A 24,889-nucleotide genomic window follows, 5' to 3' on the forward strand; every position below is an offset into this window, starting at 1 on the left:
TAATCATTAGAAAACCGCAGAATGGCGCAAAGCCCTATTTACACTTTTTATTAACTTCGGCGTATTTACAATTTTCTTACTTGTCAGTTAAAAGCCAATTGACTAAAACAAAAAATAGTTACTAATTATCATTGAGTTAGAATAAACAGTTAGCGTTAAACTACTTTTATACTGCTTCTTTGGGCAATATGAAAAGCGAGCTATACAAAGTACGACTTATCTTAGGTATTTCTCGTATTTATGGTCGAACCAGATGAAATAATAAACAATAATGTAGTAATTTTACAATATTTTCTAGTTATTGAATTCTCTGTAACTAATCTAAGTTTGTTTCAGCGATAAAAGGGTTAGGGGGGAGTAACTGTATCAGCTCGGCTCTTTCCCCATCAGTCAGCACATAAACGCCGCCATCGTTTCCTACCGCAACATCACGAACCCTTTGATTTACCGAAGAAAATACCTTTCGATATTGAAAAGACTGGCTTGATAAGTCAACCGCATAAAGCGCCTTCGCTTTTAAGGCCGAAACAAGCAAGTGATTAGAGAGTGCCGGAAAAGTATTGTGGTTGTATATCGCCATAGACGATGGCGCTATAGATGGCGTCCAATCCACCAGCGGATTCACCATGCCTTCGTAATGATTAAAGGGGGAAATGGTTGCCCCAGAATAGTCCCTTCCTAGCGTAACCACCGGCCAACCATAGTTCGCTCCAGGCGTCAGCTTGTTTAGTTCATCGCCGCCATCTGGGCCGTGTTCATTCAAGTAGACGTCACCATTTTGCATTTTCACTAACCCTTGTGGGTTCCTGTGCCCCAAGGTATAAACAAACGGTGCATTATTAAAAGGCACATTTGAGACAGGCTCTCCTTCTAAAGTAAAACGAAGCACTTTCCCTAACTGTGAACTTAATACTTGGGCCTGCTCGCGGTAATCGAAACCATCGCCTGTGGTTACCAACCAAGTACCATCTTTCATGGCGACAAGCTTACCGCCAAAATGCACAGGCGTAGCTTTACTGTCTTTAATTTCCATTACTGGTGTGAGTGCTTTAATTTGCCCATCATCAGCCAAAACACCCCGCATGATTGCCAAACGATTCGCGTCATCGGTGCCTTTAGAGTAAGAAAAAAGAATGATTCTCGAGGTGCTAAAATCAGGAGAAAGCGCCATGTGCAGCAGACCGCCCTGCCCTTTTTGATAAAGCTGTGGAAGGGGTAATTTTTGTTGAGCTAAGGTTTTTCGAGCTGATGCTTGTGCTGAGCCGGCTTGTTGGGGCGAAGAAGGTTTGCCAGAACTATTAACAGTATAAGGTACAGTGACAATCGTGCCGTCTCGTTCTGCCACTAGCCAGCTGCTATCGGGCAATTGCAAAAGTGCTTTCGGATAATGTAAATCTTTGGCAATTGCCGTCGTTATTGCTGTATCAGACGTTTGCGCCTTAAGAGCACTTTTACCTGATATATTTGCTGAAACACCAAACGCTGACTGTACATTCAAAAACATGAGCAACAAAATGGCTACATGTCGTGAAATCGATTGTGTCCGATGTTTTTTAAATCCGCTTATTTTGTAAACTCGCATTTTATTAATAGCCATTTTATTACCTAGTCTTGCCGACTCACTATTGCTAAACAGCATTCCCTTACCCTATTTATTACGCTACCTTAGCATGCAATAGTAGTTTGATTGTTATAACACCTTAAAATAGCGGAAACAGCGGTTATGTGGTCTTTTATCAAAAGTTTTCTTCCTGCGTGGTTAGCAACCTTTCTAGTGGCTAGCAGTTTACACACGTTTCAAGTACTGAATGCACTGTCCAGTATTGGGGTAGAAATATCATCCACTGAGTGGTTATCTGCTGCTTGGAAGGATGCCGTAGGCTTGCTACCCACCTACGGCATTATCATCGCTGTTGCACTGTTACTTGCGTTCTGGGTTGTCACTATCATTCGCAAATACGCGATAAAGCACGACATTAAAAAACCTCGCTTTATCACGTTAACGAGTGTAGCGGGTGCAAGCAGTATTGCCGTCGCGTTACTTGCCATGCAGCCTATTCTTAACGTCACGCTTATTGCGGGAGCGCGCGGGTACGATGGCTTTTTACTTCAATGTTTCGCAGGACTATTAGGTGGTTTCATTTATGGCTTATTGCGGGCAACGAGTGAGTCGGGTGCACTTTCAAATAGGTAATAGCCGCCACTCCCAACGCTAATGTCACGCAGGATCCACGCTTAAACCTTTCTCAAACCAGCGATCCCCAGCCCCATTCAAATTTATTCAAACTGTCAGCAACCATCACTGAGGTGAATATTTAGCTATAATGTAATAGGTATGTAAATAAAAATGAACATTTGTTACTGTAGCGACATAGTCATCTTTCATTGAAACCTCTCATTCAGGATAAAGCATTATGTTAACGTACCCAGAAAACGTTACTTGCCTGGCCGACAATATTGAAGCCGTTCTTACTAAGCATGCTGATAAGCCTGCGTATACCGCATTGGGTCAAACCCTTACCTTCAAAGAAATAGACGAAAAATCTGCTGCCTTAGCGCGCTACTTCACTCATGAAGCCAAGCTAGAAGCCGGCGACAGAATTGCTATCCAGCTGCCTAACCTTATTCAAAACCCTATTGCCGTTTATGCTGCTTTGCGCGCAGGCTTGGTAGTGGTTAACACTAACCCGCTTTATACCGAGCGGGAAATGAAGCACCAATTTACTGATAGCGGCGCAACAGCGTTAGTTATCTTAAGTGATTTACTGCCAAAATTTGATGCCATTAAAAGCGACACTCAAATTAAAACCGTTGTTGCTACATCGGCGACTGAATTATTAGATGCTGCTACAGCGCCTACTTTAACAGGTACTGTATCGTTAACTGATGCGATTAACGCCGGTGCAAATTTGCCCGCCGTGGTAAGACCTAAAACAGAGTTTGAAGCCCTTGCCATGTTGCAATACACGGGAGGAACTACAGGGGTATCTAAAGGCGCAGCCCTTAGCCATAAAAACGTTATGAGCAACAGCGTTCAAATGCTTGACCACCTAGGCGGGTTCTTCAAGGAAGGTGAAGAAGTGGTAGTTTGTCCACTTCCTTTGTATCACATTTATGCCTTTACTGTTTGTATGATGGCACTATTCGCGAAGGGCAGCCATATCGTGCTTATTCCGAATCCTCGTGATATCGACGGTTTCATTCAAACATTAAAGCCGCATAAAATTACCGCGTTTGCGGGTATCAATACTTTGTTCGTTGGTTTGGGTCGTCACCCAGAATTTGCCAAGCTCGACTTTTCAAAACTGCATTTAACCATGTCTGGTGGTACAGCCCTCGCTCAAGGCGCAGTATCTATATGGAAACAAGTAACAGGCAATACTATTACTGAAGGTTACGGGTTGTCAGAAACCGCGCCAGTGGTTTCTTTTAACTTACCTGGCGAAGAAGAAGTTGGTACCGTTGGTAAACCACTGCAAGATACTGAGGTAGCTTTGCTAGATAGCTACGATAACCCAGTAGGCGAAGGCGAGTCAGGGCAAATTGCGGTTCGTGGACCACAAGTGATGCTGGGCTATTGGAACAGAGACGATGAGACAGCAAAAGTCATGACCAAAGATGGCTACTTTAAAACCGGTGATATCGGCGTTTGGGTAGCATCTGGCGCACTTAAAATTGTCGATCGCTTGAAAGACATGATTATTGTTTCTGGTTTCAATGTGTACCCTAATGAAGTAGAAGATGTACTCACTGCCCACCCAGATATTATGGAAGCCGCTGTAGTCGGTAAACCAGATGAAAAATCTGGTGAGCGAGTATGCGCGTTCATCACCGTCAGCAAGCCAGTTACTAACGATGACATCATTGCGTTTTGCAAAGAAAGCTTAACCAATTACAAAGTCCCTAAGGAACTTACCGTTTTAGAAGAGCTGCCTAAATCTACCGTTGGGAAAATTCTGCGTAGAGAGCTTCGTTCAGTCTAAATTGTCTTGGCGATAATTGCCGTTAATATGAATAAAATCAGGTTATTGCTACCAAAGAATAACCTGATTTGTTTGCTGCAATACCATTTTCATTCTATACATAATCTATTAGGCCTAACGTAAGTCTGCTCCCAACGCTGTGAACTCCCTTTTAATCAAGCAAATCAAAGCTGCTTTTTCTTGTGAAAACAACGAAGAAGGCGAACTTTGGTTAGACGATATACTTAATAAAACCTCTTTATTAGACAACCATGATGCATCCCGCCTTACCACGGGCCTTAGTGCATTGCTCGCCTCTATTGACAATACATACCGCCAACATGGTCTTGAAGCAGAAGGTAAGACAACAAGCGGCGGTTATGCACGTCAAAATAATATGGATAGGCCACCTGTAGCTCAGGGGCAAACTTCGCCTCAAGAATTAGCAGCCATAACCGACAACCTTGTTCAATCGGTAAATACATTATTAACAGCGCAAGCGCGCCCCGAAATTGATGACGACATTGCTAGCTTAACGTCGCTGTCTACCTTGGTATTAGACTTAATTACTGAGCAGCAACATAAAGAGAACGACATGCTGATCCAAAGGCGAGCTATGGATGAGCACAGCATAGTGGTCACGCTCGACTTAAATGGCACTATCTTAAGCGCTAATGATAAATGTTGTCAGCTATCTGAATTTACTCGAGGCGAGCTTATCGGGAACAATGCGGATATGCTCAATGTTAAAAACGTTCCCCTGCCCACACGCTTAGCCATTCTGCAATCCTTATTTAAAGGAGAGATTTGGCACGGCGAGCTTCAAAGTGTCACGAAATCCGGCACCCCTTGGTTTGTATTTTGTACCATTGTTCCCAACGTTAATGAACAAGGCCGTGTCGAAAACCTCGTTGTACTCTGCACAGATATTTCCAATCAAAAAAGGTTAGAAAAAAGGTTAGAGACCGGTAGGCAGTTTTATCAAAGTATTACTAACAGCATCGGTGAAGGTGTATATGCCGTAGATGCTAAAGGCAAAACCCAATTTCTCAACCCTGAAGCATCTCGTTTGTTAGGGTGGGAATTAGCAGATTTACAAAGCCACAGGTTCCACAATGCTGTTCATTATCAAAAAGAAGATGGCACACTTTTATCTCGAGATGAATGCCCCGTAAACCATGCGATCTGTAAGGGAAAAACCTATAGCTCTGATGAAGACTTCTTTACCGATAAGCGAGGACGCATCTTTCCAATTTCAATTGTTGCAGTACCTCTTGAAGACATTCATGGCGAACCCAACGGCCACGTAGGCGTGTTTAGAGATATAAGTGGACGTAAAGGGTTAGAGCGACAGCTGCAACATGCCTACAAAGAAGCGGCTAATGCCAACAAAGCCAAGGGTGACTTTTTAGCCACAATGAGCCACGAAATTCGCACCCCAATGAATGCCATTATAGGCTTAACCCACTTAGCACTTGAAACCGACAATTACACGCAGCAGCAAAGTTACATGACCAAGGTAAAAGGCAGCGCCACCTCGTTGCTAACGCTAATAAACGGCATTTTGGATTTTTCCAAAGTTGAAGCCCAACAAATTGAATTACACCATGCTGATTTCAACCTTGCCGATATGATGAACAAGCTCGCACAGGTGTTTCAACATAAAGCGCGCCAAAAGCATTTACAGTTACTATTCGACATGCGCTTAGACACAGACGTTACCTGTAACGGTGATAGCGACAAGATTTATCAGGTATTGGTTAATTTATTGGGAAATGCAATCAAGTTCACTCGTCACGGATTCGTTAAATTAACCGTCAGTAAAGAAAAAGACGCCCTTAGTTTTTGTGTGAGCGATACAGGTATAGGCATTGATGCCGACAACAAAGAAAAACTGTTTAACGCCTTCGTACAGGCCGATGCGTCTATTTCAAGGGAATATGGCGGTACTGGATTAGGCCTAGCGATTAGCAAGCGCTTAGTTGAACTGATGCATGGTGAACTTGAATTTACCAGTGAGCTTGGTAAGGGAACGCAATTTTGTTTTGCTGTTCCGGAATTGGTTCATGAGACGGCTAATGAAATTAGCCGTGAAAAAGTAAAGCCAGCCATACCCATATCGAAATTGGATCACCCCTTACTGTGTGCGAACACAAGCCAGGATATGGATGAAGCGAACAATATTTTAGCACACACACTGTCGCGACTCTCCATACCTTGCACCTTTGTTAACCCAAATACAGATGCGTTCCCAGTTACACGGCATGATGCAATGGTGTTGCTTCCCGCTAAGCCAGCAGAATGGCAAAAATTCGTCAACCATATAAAACTTGGTGAATATGAAAACCTCAACCTTGTATGTATTGTAACGCCTATCGACACCGAAGAAGCTAAACGTCGATTACAATCTGTCAAACTCAACACGCTTAATATTATAGAGTTACCCTTTACTGACGTTCACATCTTGCGGGAATTATTCCCTACCTCTAGCTCCACTTCGCCAACTCACGCTGATGGATTGGAAAGCAAGATATGGCGTAAGCGACGACTAGCAGGAAAGCATGCCTTGTTGGTTGATGATGACAGTATAAGCCTTGAAATAGCGCAGCAAATTTTACTTGATGCAGGCTTGAGTGTGACCACAGCAACCTCTGGCGAGCAAGCCTTGGCACTGGGCAATAGTAACGACTTCGACGTGGTACTACTCGATTGCATTCTTCCAAATATGAGTGGATTCACTGTTGCTGAGGAACTAAATAATTTAAATGGCTGGCACTGTCCTATCATTGCACTTAGTGCAGATGGTAGTAGCGAGAATAAACAAAAAGCATCTAGCGTTGGTATGTGTGCGCACTTGTTGAAACCCGCAAGCGCGGCTGAAATATTACATGTCATCGACATCAATATTCACACTACTGCCAATCTAAATAACATGCATGACAGTGACGATCCCTACCTCACTTCCCTCGCTGAGTTTTACTTAAATTACGGAAATGCAGAATTACTCGCGCAGCTTATTAATATCATGGTTGAAAACGACTCAAAGCATGATGCCATTAATTCGCTATTGGACGATGCGAGAAAAATAGGGGCTGATACTTTGGTGGCCGCGTTAGAAGAGCTACCAAGCAGCCTTGAAAACAAAGCTAATTATGCGCATAAGATATCCAACATCTCTTTCGCTTTAGACGCCACTCTTCGACTTATTGCTCATACGCTTTCATTGCCAAAAGAGTATGATGAAAAAGAAGTAGAAGAGACACTATCTATCTCAGATTTATCAGCGGTGATCACTAGCCTTGAATCTTACGATGCTGAGGCGGTATCTCTACTATCAGCGCTATACAACAAACATGCATCATCAACATCGGCATCGGCATCGGTACATGCATTAAACCATGCAAGGCAACTTGTTAGTGTTTACGATTACGGCCGAGCACTTGAAGAACTTTTACGCCTAAGGGATACATTGCTAAATGGCTGATAACCAGAAATCGAGAAAAACGGACTTTAGCATTTTAGTCGTTGACGACGAGCCTGCAAACATCGATTTATTACAGGGTATTCTGTCGCCTTATTACCAAGTAAAAGTAGCGCCCACTGGGCATATTGCGTTGAAAGTCGTAGAGCAGTTCACTCCAGACCTTATTTTACTCGATATCATGATGCCGGGTATTGATGGCCATGAGGTATGCAGACAGATTAAAACTTCCCCAGCGCTTGCCCCAAGACTGGCTAAGGTGCCTATCATATTTGTAACGGCTTTGGGTCAAGGTCAAGATGAAGAGAAAGGATTTGAATTAGGTGCAGTGGATTATATTACTAAGCCTATCTCACCGGCTTTGGTGCTTGCTAGAGTAAAAACTCACATCTCGTTAGCACATCAAGTGAGAGTAACTGAACAAGAAGTTAAAATCAGAACTCAAGAGCTACTTCGTAGTCAGCAAAGTGCTATTAGTATGTTGGCCGCAGCCGGACATTACAACGATACTGACACCGGCCATCACATCTGGCGCATGGCCGCTTATTGTCAGTGTTTAGCGTTAGCCTCCGGTTGGTCACCCGAAGAAGCCTCTTTGCTGGCACAAGCCGCGCCTATGCACGATACCGGGAAAATAGGAATTCCTGATAGTATTTTAAAAGCCCCAAGACGACTTACCTTTGATGAAATGGAAGTCATGCGCACTCATGCGGCAATTGGCTATGAAATATTAACCCGCAGTAATTCACCCTTGTTTAGTTTGGCGGCAGAAATTGCGCGCTATCATCATGAAAAGTGGGATGGCAGTGGCTACCCTAATTCATTAAAGCGTGAACAAATTCCAATAAGCGCACGCATTGTGGCAATTGCAGATGTGTTTGATGCTCTGACGATGAAGCGGCCTTATAAACAAGCGTGGCCAGATGAAGAAGCATTTGCCTACATCGAAAGTGAATCGGGCAAGCACTTCGACCCGGAATTAGTGTCCACTTTTATGTCTATCAAAGAAGATGTGTTGAAAACAAAAGTTTACTGGAATGAACTTGAAGCTAGAAATGAACTCCCATCAATTGAAGCCTTTCTTCCCTGAGCCTTTATTATTGGCGCCTTCTGTGAAAGGCGCTAATCAGCGAAAGCAGTTTATAGCGCAAAAAACCACGATGAAACGACGGGTTTTAGCGTTAATCTGTTAGTTCGTTTTTCTCTAAATTATCAGAATAAAATTGTCATATTTAATCGAATAAAACACGTCTTTTTTTAGAATTGGGTTACCGATGTTCCTCCCTCATATAGGGCGTTGGAGGAACACACTATGACTAACACACACATCGTTACACTTACGGCATTACTCACACTATTACTTACCCCACTTTCTGCTAGTAGCAGCGAGAGCCAATCGACTAGCCTATGGCCCACACAAACACAAAGCGCCCATGGCTATGCTATCGACTTTATACGCGGGGAAGGCGCTGTAAATGGCATCAAATTAGCTTATCAATATAATATCGACCAGCCTTTAAACGTAAGTTGGCCTATGACTTTAACCATGGAAACCAGCGCAAACTTTTGGGAGTATGGCGACGATAACCAGTACGACTCAAATGTCGTACTCGCCCTTTCACCTATTTTACGCTTTCCGCTAACCACAGTGTTTGATAAACCTATCGATTTAGAACTGGGGATTGGGGTGTCGTTACTAGACGATACACAATTTGCGGGTAAAGACGTGTCTACCCATTATCAATTTGAAGATAGAATTGGATTTTCAACGACGTTTGGACAATACCAAGAATACCGCGTGTCATTGCGCTATTTTCATTACTCAAACGCCGGCTTTAAGAAGCCTAACCCTGGATTAGATTTTGTATCATTATCTTTTAGCCAGCGGCTTTAAGGGTAACGACTCAGCCTAGTAAGCCATTAATTACGATGGCCCAAACAAAAACGCCGCAGGCTCGTTTAGATGCCTGCGGCGTTTCTACTACCACGTATAAACGTGCTAACTGTTGCGTTTAACTATTACCAAGCTCAGTTTCGATGATTTCAGCTTGTCTCTTTTCAGATTGAACAAACTGTTTCCACTGCTGCGCCATAGCTCGGCTTTTCTGATGCTTTTCAGCTTCAGCAAGCTGGTTAAGCGCCAGTGCGTACTGCTTTTGATTATAAAGGGCCATGCCTTTAATCAAATACACCAAGCCTGGGTTACGCATCTCACCTTTTTCAACGGCGCGATCTGCCGCTGCAATAGCGTCGTCCCAGCGTTGTTCGTTAAGTAGGATTTGCGCTAACTGAGCATCTAACTCACCATCTTCTGATAATTCTGCTGCTTGCATCATCACCGGAATGGCTTTGTCTTGCTCTTTGGCTAGCGTCCAGCTTTGCCCTAAAAACTTAAGATTTCGAAGGTTTTCTTCCAGCACGCCCTCTTTCATGGCTTGTTCCATCAACAATGCACCTTTATAAGGAGCACGGTGATAGTAATAAAGCTGCGCCATGTTGAAGATATCCGCTGGAGACTCTACAAAACCCTGTTGGTAAGCCGTTTCCATAATCGCAAGCTGCTTACGCTCTTCACCTAACTCACCGTACATACCAGCCAGTTGTATCCAATATTTCGGTTCGCTGTACAGCTTTACCAGCTTAATCAAAATATCTTTTACTTTCTCAGGTTGCTTTAGTTCATAGTAAACCGCGCGTTGAAGAATAAGCCATGCTTCATCGGGTAACATGCCCTCGGCTTCATGTTCATCAATGGCCTGTGTTATCCAATCAGCAGACTCTTGATACTGCTTATTTTGATAGTAGGCTTGCGCTTTTAACACCTTATTTTTAGGTGGTATAACACCGTCGTTTAATACTTCCCAGCGTTCGATAAACTCAATCGTTCTGTCGTAGTTACCTTGCATCAAATGCAACTGCGCTAAGCTGAAAAGCGTCGACATTTCGAACTTCTCAGGAATAGGTTGCTGGTTAACCACGTTTTCAAACGACTCTAACGCTTTGTCGTAATTTTCATCGTTGTAGTAAATAAAGCCGAAAAAGTTATACATCATGGCTTTTTCGTAGCTATTCATCGAGTCAGATTTATCTTCCACCTCTTTAAGAATAGCTATAGCTTCTTCTACATTCCCCGCATCGTCGGCGGCTGATTGTGCTCGCGCTAACTGCTCGTAAACCTTTCCACGAAGTGTAGGCACACGACGGGTTTTCTTATCACTGGCTTTTTGTTCCTGAGCAACTGCATCACCGGCAACCAACAGAGTAGGAACAGACACAGTTGCGCAAACAACTGCAAACGCCAGTGCACTAAGCAATGTATTCGTTTGTTTTTTTCTCATGTCATTATCCGTCTATCTGGAAGGTAATACGGTTTTGAATACCAGACACTTCCGTGGCTTCGCCATTTACCACTCGCGGCTTATATTTAAACTTCATTGCGGCATCCATTGCTGCTTGTTCAAATATACCTTCTGGGTTGGCTTCTATCACGATAGGATCTCGTACTGCGCCTTGCTTAGTTACCGTAAATTCAACAATAACAAAGCCTTCAATACCACGTTGTAAAGCTCGACGAGGATAAACCGGCGCCACCTTAACAATAGGTAAATACTCGCCATCACCAGACTCAAGGGCTAACCCTCCGTCTAATGAAATATCATCACCAACATCTGCACCAAAGTCCATAGACGTCCCTTCCGCATCCGGAGTAGGTGAGTCCATTTGAGGTTGTTCCATTTGCGGTGGCGGCTGATCTGGCTTAGGCGGCTTCTTAGGCTTACGATCTTTTTTCTCGACCTGTTCGTCCTGCTTAACCCTAACAAAGTCAAGTACACTACCCTTTGGCGGTTCCGTTAACGCACTGCCACCCATCTTGATGAGTGATTGCATCAAGAAGAACAGGCCTAACGTGATCGCAAGGGATATAACAAATGCGATTATATATCGTGGCATGATTTATGGCTCTTGAGCTGCAATCGAAACATCAAAAACACCTGCCGCACGGGAGGCATCCATAACTTTAATAAGGGTTTCAGTCGTTGATTCTTTATCTGCTTGAATCACAACGGTACCCTGCGGGTTTTCAGCGTGAAGACGCTCGATGTTCGCCTGTACTGCACGCTCATCTATACGACGCTTATTGATCCAAATTTCGCCTTTGTCAGAGATAGCGATAAGAATGTTAGCCCGGTCTTTTTTAACAGCAGTGGCTGCTTCAGGACGGTTAACATCAATACCCGCTTCTTTTACGAAGGATGCGGTTACGATAAAGAAAATCAACATGATAAATACAACGTCCAGCATGGGCGTCATATCTATGGCTGCTTCTTCTTCATCAACTAGGTTTTGAAAATGTTGCTTCATAATTTTTACCTTACCTTAATGCCGTAGCATTAACGTTGAATAGTCAATGCATCCTCAAGATGCGTGCGTTCAGATTTCACCATACGGTTAAGCCATGTAGAGGCAAATACGCCTGAAAGTGCACCAACCATGCCCGCCATAGTGGGGATAGTGGCTTTCGATACGCCTGATGCCATAGAGCGGGCGTTACCCGAACCAGCAATGGCCATCACATCGAACACTTCAATCATACCGGTTACCGTTCCCATCAAGCCAAGTAGCGGACAAAGCGCAACCAAAGACTGAATAATCGGGATACTACCGTTAAGACGCATAGTTAACTGTGAAATCGTTTTCTGACGAACTTGCTGTGCAATCCAAGAAGCGCGGTCGTTACGTGCAGTCCACATAGACACCGCTTCTTTCTTAGCTTGCTTATGCCAAATCATCAGATACATGGCACGCTCGAGGATCAAAAGCCACATAACGAATATCAGCAGACCGATGACCAGGAGAACCTGGCCACCTGTTTCTGTGAAATCGCGAATTGCCTCCAGAAACTCGATCATGATTAGCTCCGCTCTGCGCGCTCTGCAATAACGCCAGACGCTTGTTCTTGAAGAATGTATACGATGTTCTTAGAACGTGTATTAAGCATGGCGTATAGCAAAGTCATCGGAATCGCGACTACTAGGCCAAGAACCGTTGTAACTAGTGCTGTTGAAATACCACCAGCCATTAGTTTCGGGTCGCCTGTACCAAACAAGGTAATTGCCTGGAAAGTATTAATCATACCGGTAACCGTACCAAGTAGACCCATAAGCGGTGCTACTACTGAGATAATCTTGATGATAGTAAGGTTACGCCCTAACTTAGGTACTTCACCTAAAATCGCTTCGGTAAGATGAAGCTCTAGTGCTTCAACATCAGCATTTGGATGCTCATCACGTACTTTAAGTACACGGCCTAGCGGGTTGTTAGTTTTAACTTCTTTGCTCTTAAGTTGCTTGTTCACTTTCATGCGAATAAGCGACAAGGTAATCAAACGCTCTATGGCTAGCAGTAAACCAAACGCACCAACGATAAGGATGATGTATCCAACCACGCCGCCTTGCTCTACACGCTCTTTCAGATTAGGCGCTTGAACTAACAAGCCTAGAATTGAACCACCGGTTGGGTCGATACCAAACTGTACAAGTTCACCGCTAGTCGATTCTTGAAGCTCTGCAGCAGAACTGTTGTAACGGTCAGCAGGCTGACGGATAAGTTCTGAAACCGTACCAGTCACACCGTTGTATTCAAGGTATTTACCGTCAGCAACTAATGCGAAAGGTCCTACGCGCACCACTTCTTTTGATACTTTCTGGCCACCCGCTTCAACTACGTCAGTAGTGAATTTGGTTACTTTACCTGACTCAGTCATTTCACGTTGCATTTCAAACCATACACGCTCAATTTCTTCGATAGAGGCAAGCTTTGAGCTAGAGCCCATGTCTTGTGCCATTTTATCAAGGAAGTCTGAACGACCTGTGATTTGAGCCGATACTACTGAGTTATAAAATTTGTTTTTCGTGTCGCCAGCAATTTGCTGAAGAACACCAAACAATTCTTTTAGTGAACCTAAACGTGTATCTAGTGCGCCGTTAAGGTCGGCCAATTTAAATTCATTTTCTTCAAATCGTGTTTCAAGCTGCTCTGACTGTGCCAACATCTGGTCACGACGAGCACGGGTGTCACGCAATACTTGATCTTGCTCAGCACGTTGAGCGATGAAATCGCGCTCACGTTGTTTGTTTTGCTCAGACTGGGCAAATTGACCTTCTTCTAGCTGCTTAAGCAGTGCATCAAGGTCCATTGCGCGGTCGTTCTGTGCTACTGCACCAGCGCTTAAGCTAAGGGCTACTAGGCCAAAAGCGATACGTTTTACTGAATTAAACATTCTCATCAACCTCTTAGTCTGTGATAGCCACTGGTAGCATTAATAAGTCTGGGGCAAGTTGTTTCTTCGCCATGCGCAGACCTTTGGTAATTTGTGTGCGGTAGCTACTGTCTAGCTCTTCCCACTGGCGAGTTTGCTTGTTCCAAACACCTTGTGAACTAGCATCACGAGTTTGATAAATAAGCGCTGTGCGACCTAAGCGTAAAAACTCTACGTCACGCTCTTGACCATTAATAGTATGCAAGCCGCTGTAGGCTTCCATGGTGCGACCGTAGTCCATCTCAACTTGGTACGCTTCCATTACACGTCGGAACTTCTCAGACGCGGCTACATCGGCGCGGTCCATCATGGCTTTCAAATCCATAACGCGGTTTTTGCGTTCTTCAGGAAGAAAAGGTACGTCTAGGGCAATAAACTGTTCCATGCCGTCAATCATACGCATCATAAGCGGGGTAATTTGACGCTCAACAACCGATACTTCATCAATAGCGGCGTTCAAGTCATCCATTTCTTGTTCTTGGCTGTTAATTTGTTTACGAAGTTGAGTGTTATAAACTTCCAAACCTTCAATTTCTTTCATCAAAGTTTTGAATTGCTGAAGTTTACTGTCAATCTGATCGGTAATGCCGTTTATTTTTTCCTGCGACTTCGCAGCAGATTCATTAATTTTCGCCGCCTCATCGATAACGGGATTTAGTACTTCATCGTCTTGTGCTAGTACAGGTGTCGCTACAAGCGCGCCTGCAATAAGCAAAGAATTGATAAGCTTCATACATTCAAACCTTTAAAGTTAAAAGAAATCGGGATTACCGACTATAAAATTCTGGGCGTAGGATAGGAGTTTTCCATGACAGTTTTATTACACAACCGTCACATTCAGTAGACTATCGCGCAATAAAAAGCCCGGATAATTCCGGGCTTTTTAAATTAGAAGTCGTACTTCACGCTAGCGCTAATGCCTGTGCCGACTGATTCACGGCGTAACAGTAGCCCTTCCTGTTCAATTTCTTTATCCTCGTTAAGGATATTTTGAAACTTAACCTTAATCGTAGTATTGAAATCTGGATAGTAGGTGTAAACAAAATCTAAAGAATGGAAAGGGTTTTCAATACCATCTTCAAATCCGCGAACACCTGGCGCAATAATACGTTCACCAAACGAGTTATACACCAATGAAGCCGAGTGCTCTCCATTGTCTGAATCCCAACCTAGTTGAAGGTTAGCAACCCACTCTGAATGGCCCACTAAACGACGCTGGTCATTAGTAATAGTCGCTGTAATAGTACCGCCATAAGCTTCACGAGCTTGCTGTGAGAACAAAGAGTCTTGATCACCGCTGCCAATAGTCACTTCTGAATCCGATACAGTCATGTTACCGGATATAAAGAAGTTGCTCATTGAATCGCTGACGAAGCTAAGGTCGTGTAAAAACTCGACTTCAAGCCCGTACAACTCACCTTCTTCACCGTTAGCGGTAAGTAACTGAGGTACACCCTCACCACCATCGAACTGAACCATCTCGATAGGGTTTTCCATGTCTTTATAGAATAATGCTACAGATACGTTATTCCCCTGAGACATATACCATTCCCAGCGAACGTCTATGTTCATTAGCTCTGTTTCTACCAAAGATGGTGAGCCACGAACAAGGAATTCGGTAAGCGGATCGATAAAGAATGTGGTGCTGATATCACGTAAATCAGGACGAATTAACGTTTGGCTGATGTTGAAACGATACTGCATTTCATCATTAGCAATATACGTCAACGCGAATGAAGGTAGGATGTCATCTTCGTTGTAAATACTATCAACAATTTCATCTGTCTCTGCTGCAAACTCATTCGAGTGTTCAACATAAGGGACTGAAATTTGCTGGAACTCTTCCCAACGTGCGCCACCACTTAGACGCCATTTCTTATCGATAAAGGCATCTACCATCAAGTAACCGGCAGTCAATTTACTTGCTGCAGAATACTTATCACCTTCACCGGTATTGTCTTGGAATAACGAGCTACCGGTTGAGCTTGCGTAGAAGTCTGGGTTATTAATATTTTCTTCTGAGAAAATATCATACAGACGGTTACCCACTTTAAACTCATCATTGATACCAAAATGACGAATAGCTAAATCGATATTAACGGCATCACGAGTTTTCTCGTAATAGTCGAAACCCGCCTTAATTTCAATATCATACCCGTCTCCATAGAAGGGGGTAGAGACATTAAAACCATAAGTATCAGATTCATCTTGAAGGCTTTGATATTGACGGTTTAAGTTAGTCCCTGAAGTATCATCAATACGTTCAAGCTCTAACGCACCTGCGTCGTCATAAAATAACTGGTAAGTGACTTCCATAATATCTGGCGCTTCACGTGAGGCACGACTTGTACCTGCATACCAATCAAAGAATACACCGTTAGCAATGTCAAGGAAGTTGTGGGTTCCTTTCAACTGTGACGATACCATTTCACGCTCTTCGAAAATGATATCCATACGGCTAAATTCTTCAACGCCTACCGTTGTTTCACTGTCGTCGAAGTATTCGCCATCGCGCAGGCGGTCGCGCATGTCATGCAGCATCATATTAACAAGTTCAATTTTGTGGTTGCTATTTAACTCGTAGCCCACGTTGAACATGCCGCTCCAACGAACATTTTGCTCGGTAGAAATCATGTCACGATATTTAGTAAAGCGCGGATTATCTTGTCCGCCACCAATATCATTACCCAATTGCTCTTCGGTAATTGACCATTCATTACTGTAAGAAACCGTCGCGAGAAAACCCAATACACTGTCATCGTCAAACGTGTAACGATTACCTAAGGTTGCGCCAAAATTGAAGTCTGGGTCTGCAGACTTACTTTCAGGGCCAATATCCCAATTGAACGAATTTAGTATTTCTTGTGTTTGCGCTAACGTGCGTGAAGAATCACCTTCAAACCCATCTGAACCAGAAGCCGCTAGGTTCGATGCTATGATAGACGGTAAGGCACGTGTGCCATCATCTCGTCCAGTCCAATCGTCGCTGCCACCGTCGTAGAAAAAACCATCGTTACTGTTTTCTGAATTCCAACCTGCTCCACCAGACACACTGAAAACAAATTCAGTAGGGATAGATTTAGTGCGAATATTAACGTTACCGCCACCAAAATGACCAGGCATATTGGGCGAAAACGATTTTTGAACGTTCAAGCTTTCAATGATGCTTGAAGGGAATAAATCTAGCGGAACCACCGAACGCGTTGGATCAGGGCTAGGTACTGTCATACCATTTAACTGTGTACTTGAGTAACGTTCACCCAAACCACGAACGTAGATGAACTTGCCATCTACCAATGTCAATCCAGTTACACGGCGAAGTGCCGCCGCAGCATCACCATCACCGGTACGTGCAATTTGATCTGCACCCATGATATCGGCAACAAACGCTTGGTTTTGACGTTCTTGCATTACCGCTGTTGCTGTCCCTTTTAATCGGGTTCCTGTAGCAACAACTTCTTCAATCACTTCATCTTCTGATTGTTGCGCCATTGCCGTGGTAGACAATAAGCTTGAACCTAGAATAGTAGAAATGGCAAGCGTCAGACTACCTAACTTGAATATTGACGATTGATTATTTTTCATTATGGAAACTCCTATGGGACTGTAGTTAGGAAGACCTTTCAACACAAAAGCTAAGGCGCACAAGCGCCTTAGCTTCAATGAATGACGAAAGTAAATTAGTCTTCAAGACCTACAGTTACCCAGCCTAGCGTCCAGTTAGCTTCGCCATCGAATGCACCTTTATAATCTGTGCTATCGAAGAAGCTATCTAGCGTAGACGCATCAAAACCAGAACCAAGTAACGCTGAATCACTGCTTGGAACATAACCGGTTGCATCATCGAAACTTAGCGCGTCAATGTCTGCTACAACGGTGTTACCGTCTTGTGCTTCAAACCATTCTTGGGTTGTTGCCGTACCAATTACGTCAGAACCAAATGCGCTGGTAGACTCACAAGCCACTGTAGAGTGAGTAACAGTAAGTGAAGCATCTGCTGCGTTTGCAATTGATTCATCACCGTTAACGCGTAGGCAGTTGCTGTAGTCAGCGCCGCCAGTTACTACTAAGTTCTTAATGGTTCCTGCGGTACCGTTGCGAAGACGTACGCCGTTGGTATCTGTAGAACCAATAATGGTTACATTAGAAACAGTAGGCGTTGTTAGTGGTGTCCAAGTAGGGTTATCTTCGTTATTGTCAGCTTCAAATGCATTGTCGCCGCCATTAAGGCCCTGCTTGATAAGCACGTACTGTGCTTTACCCGTCCAACCGAAAGACCAATCTAGTGAGTCATCACCAATGGCAGTTAGAACTAGGTGACTAACGTTTACCGAGCCACCGAAGAACTCAACACCATCGTCTAAGTTTTCGTGCACTTGGATGAAGTCTACTTCTGTACCACTGCCAACACCTGCGAATGAGATACCGTTTAGTTCATCACCAGCAGCAAGTGCTTTACCTGCATGCTTAACAATAACGTAGCGGAAAGTACCAGAGCTATCTTCTGCATCAGCGCCGCCGTATAGACCAGCATCACCTTCAGCAGATACACCACATGATGCTAATTCCGCATCTGAGGTTGCGTCGTCGTCGCCTGTGTTACACAAGTTAGTAGGTGCATTACCTAAGATAACTAGGCCACCCCATTGACCGATAGTCGTTTCGCCACCTGTAATATCTTCAGATGAGGTGAAAGTGATAGGCAATGTTGCAGTACCAGACGCTTCCATTTTCGAACCGCGGCGTACTACTAAGAAATCGTCGCCATCTTCACCAAATACGGTAGTACCGCGTTGGATATAAAGCGTAGCGCTATCAGCGTTATCGTTACCTACAGCAGTGCGGCCTTTAATCAACCAATGAGCATCGTTGGTTAAAGAAACGTCTGCGGTAAAGATAGTATCAGCGGCTAGCTGATACACTGGCTTGTCAGTAATCGCGGCAAAGCTGCCTGAAACGTCAGTGGCCAAACCTTGCTCAAATGCGTTAGTCACATCAGAAGGAATTGAATCGTTAACAGCAACAGTCCAACCATCCATCCAGTTGTTTTCACCGTCGAACGCACCGATGTAGTCAGTTGATGTGAAGAAATCACTGTCAGCAGACATATCAACGCCAGCGCCAAGCAAAGGAGAACCAGAGCGAGGTGTGAAGCCATCAGTAGAAAGCATCAATGCGTCAGCCGTTTGTACACTGTTCCCAGTTTGGCCGGAAAACCATGCTTGTGTTGAACCACCGCTGATTTCATCAGAACCGAAGTTGTCATCTGTCTCACAGGCAACTATTGAGTTTTCCACTGAAAGCGCACCAGACTCTGCATTCGCGATAGATTCAGCGCCATTAACACGTAGGCAGTTTGAATAGCCTTCACCCGCAGTAACGACTAAGTTACGTACTGCACCAGCGGTACCGTTACGTAAACGCACACCGTTTGTGCCATCTGCACCAACGATAGTTACGTTCGAGATAGTTGGGCTAGTAAGCGGCAACCATGCAGGGTTATCTTCGTTGTTATCCGCTTCAATAGCGTTATCACCACCTGCAGCCGATTGCTGGATATAAACGTTTTGTGCGTTACCAGTCCAACCAAATGACCAATCAAGTGAGTCATCGCCGATATCAGTCAACACAATGTTACGAACGCTTACTGTTCCACCGAAGAATTCAACACCGTCATCTAGGTTTTGGTGAACTTGGATAAATTCAACTTCAGTACCAGAGCCGATACCCGCAAATGAGATACCGTTGAGTTCGTCACCTGCCGCTAATGCGCGACCTGCATGCTTAACAACGATATAGCGAAGTGTACCTGAATTATCTTCAGCATCTGCACCACCGTAAAGGCCTGCGTCACCTTCCGCTGCTACACCACATGCCGCTAACTCAGCATCTGAAGTATCTGAGTCATCACCCGTGTTACATAGGTTTGTAGGTGCGTTACCAAGTAAAACTAGACCGCCCCATTGGCCGATTGACGTTTCTTGACCCGTTAAGTCTTGAACCGACGTAAAAGTGATTGGTGCGTTAGCCGTACCTTCAGCTTGAATCTGAGAGCCACGACGCACTACTAAAAAGTCATCGCCTTCTTCACCGAAAACGGTTGTGCCTTGTTCAATGTAAAGTACCGCGTTGTCTGCGTTATCGTTACCAACAGCTAAACGACCTTTAATTAACCAGTAAGCATCGTTAGTTAACGTTACATCATTGGTTAGTGTTGTATCTTCAGCAAGTTCATAAACTGGCTTGTCTGTTAATTCAGGGAAGTTAGCTGAAACATCTGTCGCAAGACCTTGCTCGAAAGCAGTCTGAATATCAATTGGGAATCCACCGTTTACACCAACCGTCCAACCGGTCGTCCAATCTTCTCCCGCTGGGTCAAATGCGCCGATGTAATTTCCACTGTTAGCTAAAGGCGATGCAGAAGTTGGGAAATAACCGTTATCTTCAAATAAAAGTTCAGAAGGCGTTAATACGCTATTACCTGTTTGACCTTCAAACCAAGCTTGCGTAGATTCGCCACCAATATCATCAGAACCAAAGTTGTTTGCTGGTGTTTCACACGCAACAACAGAGTTAGTTATCGCTAGCTCGCCAGACTCTGCATTCGCAATAGACTCGTCGCCATTTACGCGCAGACAGTTAGCCGCTAATGTAGAGCCGGTAACGACTACATTAGATAGCACCCCTGCTGTACCGTTACGTAAACGTACGCCGTTAGTACCGTCGGCACTTACAATGGTTACGTTAGAAACAGTTGGCTTGGTAAGTGGTAACCATGAAGGATTATCTTCATTGTTATCCGCTTCAATAGCGTTGTCGCCACCGTCTGCAGATTGCTGAATGTAAACGTTAGTTGCACTACCCGTCCAGCCGAAAGACCAATCGAGTGAATCATCACCAATGTCAGTAAGTACAACATTACTTACACTAACCGTACCACCGAAAAATTCGATTCCGTCATCAAGGTTTTGATGAACTTGAATGTGATTAACTGTTGTTTCAGAACCGATACCCGCAAATGAAATACCGTTTAGTTCATCACCAGAAGCCAATGCTTTACCAGCATGCTTTACAACAACGTATTCAAGCGTACCTGAGTTATCTTCCGCGTTGTTGCCGCCATATAGGCCTGCATCACCTTCCGCTGAAACACCACAAGAAGCCAATTCATCGTCAGAAGTTTGGTCATCGTCACCTGTGTTACAAAGATTAGTTGGGGCATTACCTAGTAATACCACACCACCCCATTGGCCAATTGATGTCTCTTCACCAGTGACGTCTTGGATAGACGTCATTATGATTGGCGCTGAAGATGAACCAGACGCTTCGATTTGTGAGCCACGGCGTACGACTAAAAAGTCATCACCGTCTTCACCGATAACGGTTGTACCTTCTTCAATCGTCAGTACTGTTGAATCAGCATTGTCGTTACCTACTGCCGTACGACCTTTGATGATCCAGTGAGCATCATTTGTTAACGTCATGTCTTGGGTTAACACTAAATCGTCGTTTAAGCGATAGACAGGCTTATCGGTAATTGTAGAGAATTCGCTTGAGGCGTCAGTCGCCAAGCCTAATGAAAATGGCGTATCAACATCAGGGGTCGTTGGCGTAGTTGGGGTCGTTGGCGTGGTTGGAGTCGTTGGCGTTACAACAACTTCGTCACCTTCGTTAATATTTATATCGCCACCGCAACCTGCAAGAACAAGTGCTGTGGTAATAGCACTGATCTTAAAAACATTACGAATTTCCATTAAATTCTCCAGTTAGATCTTAGTTTGAATTTCAAAGTCCGGTAGAGGTTAAATGAGAAGGGTGACATTTTTGTTACAAATGTGGATTCACACTGAAATTTTTGGAACTTTTATAAAATCAGTTAACACCTTAAATTTTGTCTTGTTTTTTATATTGTTAGTGAGAGATTGAAGGGGCGAACCGGGTGGTTATATTGACAAAGGGACTAATTTTTATCTCGAAACCACTTAGTTATGACGTTTTTATTACCAGCCGTTACAGGCTCAGCATAATGAAGCGTATTGAAGTTAGGCTCCCCTGTGTTCGTCAGATTATTCCATAGGAGTGCTGTGCCTCGATGGGGTTTTACCGATACACCCATTTTTGTAAAATGAGTATGGCCTCCTTCCATGCCATCATCTAAGTAAACCATGCAAGTCCATGTTCGTTGACCTCGCCGCTTTGCGTGTTCTAAATATTGCGGCGTACCTGGGGGAAAGAAATCAAAATGCGGTTTAAAGTATTGACCCTGCTCATAATGCTGAGCTTGTATAACTTCTTTTTCTCCTATGCCCAAGCCTAAAAAATTGACGATGCGGCTATCTATTGAGGTAACTAGTGCGCTGTCCATAAAGGCGAGTTCGCAAGTTGACGATGTTCTGATCCCTTTTGCAGAGGGCGCCCCTGTCAGTTTTGAGGGCGAAAGCTTGCTAGAAGAAAGGTCGATTACAGCATGGCACTCTTCTGCCGATAAAAAGTCATCTACACGATAAAGCTGAACTTCCTTTTCATCGCACAAACAGGTCACATTATTAATTGAAGGCTGATGTAAAAATGCGGGCGTTGCGAGCTTGCGATAAAACTCTACATCTCGGTCGAAAACATAGTTTGAAGGTAAATTACGGCCTAAAAGCCGACGAACTGTATCTGCATCAAACCCATTTAGCGTTAACTGCTCTGTAATCACGGGAAGTGCTGTGCCTGCGAGAAGGTTTTTAACTACCCAATTTTTCCAGCGTGATGAAACATGCTCCACGGTTATTCACCTGTTTGATACAAATTAATCGACCAACCTACGCTGCCTTAAGAGCATATCTTCCCTAATTGGAAAGTACCCATCACGCGCGACTTGTTCTTGCCCTTGTTCAGATAGAATATAACGCAAAAACTCTCTTTCAAGGGTAGGCAGTGGCTCACCAGGTTTTTTGTTTATCACCAAATACAAGAAGCGCGAGAACGGATAAGACTCACTACGAACGTTATCTATGGTAAGTGGCACTAACGAATCTTTCGTTTCACCTAACGGCAGCGCCCGCACCCCTGCGGTTTTGTAACCATAGGCCGCATAACCCATAGCGCCTTTACCTGAGGCGACAGACAGCACTACTGAAGCCGACCCAGGCTGCTCGTTTACCGTATTTCTAAAATCACCGTCACACATGGCTATGATTTTAAATAATCCATAGGTTCCTGATACCGAGTTTCGCCCGTACAAGCGAATTGGGGCGCGATATCCGTTGGCATCAATGCCTAACTCTGACCATTTATTGATTGGTCCATCCCCACCGCAAAATTGTGTTTGAGAAAAGATAGAATCGACTTGGTTCAGGGTAAGGCCTTGTAGCGGGTTTCTGCGTTCCACAAAAATAGCGATAGCATCCATCGCAACCTTAAGGACTAAAGGCGGGTAACCGTGCTTGCGGGTAAAATCGCGAATTTCACTAGGCTTTAATTCTCGGCTCATGGGGCCGATAGTGGCTGTACCTTCAATAAGCGCAGGGGGCGCAGTAGAAGACCCCGAGGCTTGAATTTGGAAACCCACCTGCGGATAGAGGGCTTTGAACTCTTGCGACCAAAAGGTCATTAAATTCGCGAGTGTGTCTGAACCTACCGAGGTGATCTTTCCTGCCACCCCAGGTTGGCGTTCATACTCTAGCTCATGGGTAGTTTCAGCCCCCAACGAGCCTGATACAAGAAGCAAAACGGCCACATTGCACGAGGCGATGAATTGCTTTATTCGCATTTAAATTTGCTCCGCAATTAACTCTTTATCAAGCACAAAGGAAAACTGACTGCCCTCACCTAAGGTACTGGCAATGTCTAAACGGGAATTGTGATGGCTAAGTACGTGCTTTACTATCGACAAGCCTAATCCTGAGCCACCAGTCTTGCGAGACCGTGCTTTATCGACACGGTAAAAACGCTCGGTAAGTCGATTAAGGTGATTAGACTCAATACCATCGCCATTATCATGAACGGCAAATTTAGCCCCTTCCTCGTCACCATGCCAATATACATGAATTTCTCCACCAGGTGGAGTGTAGTGCACGGCATTGAATACCAAGTTAGAACAAGCACTTCGCAATTCGGTTTCAACCCCAAATACTTTTAGTTCGGTATCAATATGAAATTCAATATGGTGCTGTTTTTCTTTATTAAGCGCCTGCGCTTCTCGCTCTATCTGAGACAGTACCGTAGGAATATTCACTACGTTTTCATAAATGCGTTCAGAGCTGGCCTCAATGCGAGACAACACTAATAAATCTTCAATCAAATTTTGCATACGATGAGTTTGCGCGGTCATTTCCTTCATGGCTTTTTGCATAAAAGGATCGGCCGACTCATCCACCGGCAAAATTTCTAAATACCCATTAATTACCGTAAGCGGCGTTCTTAATTCATGTGACACATTGGCGACAAAATCTTTACGCATGGCCTCTAACTGAGAAACACGGGTAATATCACGCGCAATTAATAAAAGGTGTTCGTCACCATAAGGCATAACCCGATATTCAAAGGTTTTATGCGGGTTAGTGGGTGATGGTACTTCAATAGGATATTTGAAATTTCCAGCATGGAAGTACTGAATAAACTCTGGGTGGCGTAGTAAATTATCGAGCCTTCTGCCCGCATCCTGTGGCCACTTCAAGCCCAAATCCAGCCGGGCTAAGCGGTTACACCAAATAATACATGCTTTTGAATCCACCACTACCGCGGCATCGGGTAAGGCTTCAGAGCCCTCACGAAATCGCTTCACGAGTTCACCTAGCTCTTTACGCTTATTTCTGTTTCTGCGCTGCAGGTAATAAATGCCTTCGTAAATATGTTCCCACACACCACGCACGGTGGGTGGTGACATTTTACGACTATGCCACAACCAGCGGTTAAGCTTGTATAAATGCCAATAGTTGAAGATAAGCAGCAAGGTGGCGCCAATGGCTACAGCAAATAACATGTCATTCATATACCAACCGATTAGCGCGAATACCAAAAGGTATAGCACTAGTCGAAGGGTACTTCTCAGCCATGAGAACGGGTAGTACATAGTGAATGCGCCCTGAAACAGTGAAACGCGGAGAGCGAAGAGACGCTATCGGCGTCTCTTATCCGCTG

General features: G+C 44.2%; 17 protein-coding genes. 5 read left to right on the forward strand and 12 right to left on the reverse strand.

Annotation, left to right across the window (positions count from 1 at the left end; translation table 11 throughout):
- Positions 1-316 precede the first annotated feature (316 nt).
- Complete coding sequence (locus AMBT_RS14620) at positions 317-1,639, reverse strand: PQQ-dependent sugar dehydrogenase (protein WP_013785404.1); 1,323 nt, start codon at positions 1,637-1,639, stop codon at positions 317-319.
- A gap of 84 nt (positions 1,640-1,723) precedes the next feature.
- On the opposite strand from AMBT_RS14620, the gene AMBT_RS14625 reads away from it, so the two are divergent.
- The 5 genes from AMBT_RS14625 (at position 1,724) to AMBT_RS14645 (ending at position 9,337) form a co-directional block, all read left to right on the forward strand.
- Positions 1,724-2,194 carry a hypothetical protein gene (locus AMBT_RS14625; protein ID WP_013785405.1) on the forward strand — a complete coding sequence of 157 codons (471 nt, stop codon included), beginning with the start codon at positions 1,724-1,726 and terminating at the stop codon, positions 2,192-2,194.
- A gap of 220 nt (positions 2,195-2,414) precedes the next feature.
- The gene (locus tag AMBT_RS14630) at positions 2,415-3,983 is read left to right on the forward strand and encodes an AMP-binding protein (protein WP_013785406.1); all 1,569 of its coding nucleotides are present in this window, start codon (positions 2,415-2,417) and stop codon (positions 3,981-3,983) included.
- Between the two features lie 139 nt (positions 3,984-4,122).
- Entirely contained in the window at positions 4,123-7,446 is a 3,324-nt protein-coding gene (locus AMBT_RS14635; RefSeq protein WP_013785407.1) for a hybrid sensor histidine kinase/response regulator, read from the forward strand.
- A complete protein-coding gene (locus tag AMBT_RS14640; protein WP_013785408.1) occupies positions 7,439-8,533 on the forward strand; it encodes a response regulator in 1,095 nt (364 codons plus the stop codon). Before AMBT_RS14635 ends, AMBT_RS14640 begins: the two co-directional genes overlap by 8 nt.
- A 222-nt stretch (positions 8,534-8,755) precedes the next feature.
- Entirely contained in the window at positions 8,756-9,337 is a 582-nt protein-coding gene (locus AMBT_RS14645) for an acyloxyacyl hydrolase (RefSeq protein WP_013785409.1), read from the forward strand.
- 118 nt (positions 9,338-9,455) lie between these two features.
- On the opposite strand, the gene AMBT_RS14650 is transcribed toward AMBT_RS14645, so the two are convergent.
- The 11 genes from AMBT_RS14650 to phoR all read right to left on the reverse strand — a co-directional run bounded on the left by AMBT_RS14650 (position 9,456) and on the right by phoR (position 24,821).
- Positions 9,456-10,781 carry a tetratricopeptide repeat protein gene (locus tag AMBT_RS14650; protein ID WP_013785410.1) on the reverse strand — a complete coding sequence of 442 codons (1,326 nt, stop codon included), beginning with the start codon at positions 10,779-10,781 and terminating at the stop codon, positions 9,456-9,458.
- A 4-nt stretch (positions 10,782-10,785) separates the two neighbouring features.
- Positions 10,786-11,394: an energy transducer TonB gene (locus AMBT_RS14655; RefSeq protein ID WP_013785411.1), complete on the reverse strand. Its 609-nt coding sequence runs from the start codon at positions 11,392-11,394 to the stop codon at positions 10,786-10,788.
- Between the two features lie 3 nt (positions 11,395-11,397).
- Positions 11,398-11,805 carry an ExbD/TolR family protein gene (locus AMBT_RS14660; RefSeq protein ID WP_013785412.1) on the reverse strand — a complete coding sequence of 136 codons (408 nt, stop codon included), beginning with the start codon at positions 11,803-11,805 and terminating at the stop codon, positions 11,398-11,400.
- Positions 11,806-11,834: 29 nt separating this feature from the next.
- On the reverse strand, positions 11,835-12,353 hold the full coding sequence (locus AMBT_RS14665) for a MotA/TolQ/ExbB proton channel family protein (protein WP_013785413.1): 519 nt from the start codon (positions 12,351-12,353) through the stop codon (positions 11,835-11,837).
- Between the two features lie 2 nt (positions 12,354-12,355).
- Positions 12,356-13,723, reverse strand: a complete 1,368-nt coding sequence (locus AMBT_RS14670) for a MotA/TolQ/ExbB proton channel family protein (RefSeq protein ID WP_013785414.1) — start codon at positions 13,721-13,723, stop codon at positions 12,356-12,358.
- A gap of 13 nt (positions 13,724-13,736) precedes the next feature.
- A complete protein-coding gene (locus AMBT_RS14675; protein WP_013785415.1) occupies positions 13,737-14,495 on the reverse strand; it encodes a DUF3450 domain-containing protein in 759 nt (252 codons plus the stop codon).
- 155 nt (positions 14,496-14,650) lie between these two features.
- Positions 14,651-17,347 carry a TonB-dependent receptor domain-containing protein gene (locus AMBT_RS14680; RefSeq protein WP_013785416.1) on the reverse strand — a complete coding sequence of 899 codons (2,697 nt, stop codon included), beginning with the start codon at positions 17,345-17,347 and terminating at the stop codon, positions 14,651-14,653.
- A gap of 95 nt (positions 17,348-17,442) precedes the next feature.
- Entirely contained in the window at positions 17,443-21,516 is a 4,074-nt protein-coding gene (locus AMBT_RS14685; protein WP_013785417.1) for a beta-helix domain-containing protein, read from the reverse strand.
- 206 nt (positions 21,517-21,722) lie between these two features.
- Positions 21,723-22,532, reverse strand: a complete 810-nt coding sequence (locus AMBT_RS14690) for a 2OG-Fe(II) oxygenase (RefSeq protein WP_013785418.1) — start codon at positions 22,530-22,532, stop codon at positions 21,723-21,725.
- Between the two features lie 24 nt (positions 22,533-22,556).
- Positions 22,557-23,519 (reverse strand): PstS family phosphate ABC transporter substrate-binding protein, encoded by a 963-nt coding sequence (locus AMBT_RS14695; RefSeq protein ID WP_013785419.1) that lies wholly within the window; start codon positions 23,517-23,519, stop codon positions 22,557-22,559.
- Positions 23,520-24,821, reverse strand: a complete 1,302-nt coding sequence (phoR, locus tag AMBT_RS14700; RefSeq protein ID WP_013785420.1) for a phosphate regulon sensor histidine kinase PhoR — start codon at positions 24,819-24,821, stop codon at positions 23,520-23,522. It abuts the gene before it with no gap.
- Positions 24,822-24,889: the final 68 nt, after the last annotated feature.

This window comes from Alteromonas naphthalenivorans (genome assembly GCF_000213655.1).
In the GTDB taxonomy this organism is placed as follows: Bacteria; Pseudomonadota; Gammaproteobacteria; order Enterobacterales; family Alteromonadaceae; genus Alteromonas; species Alteromonas naphthalenivorans.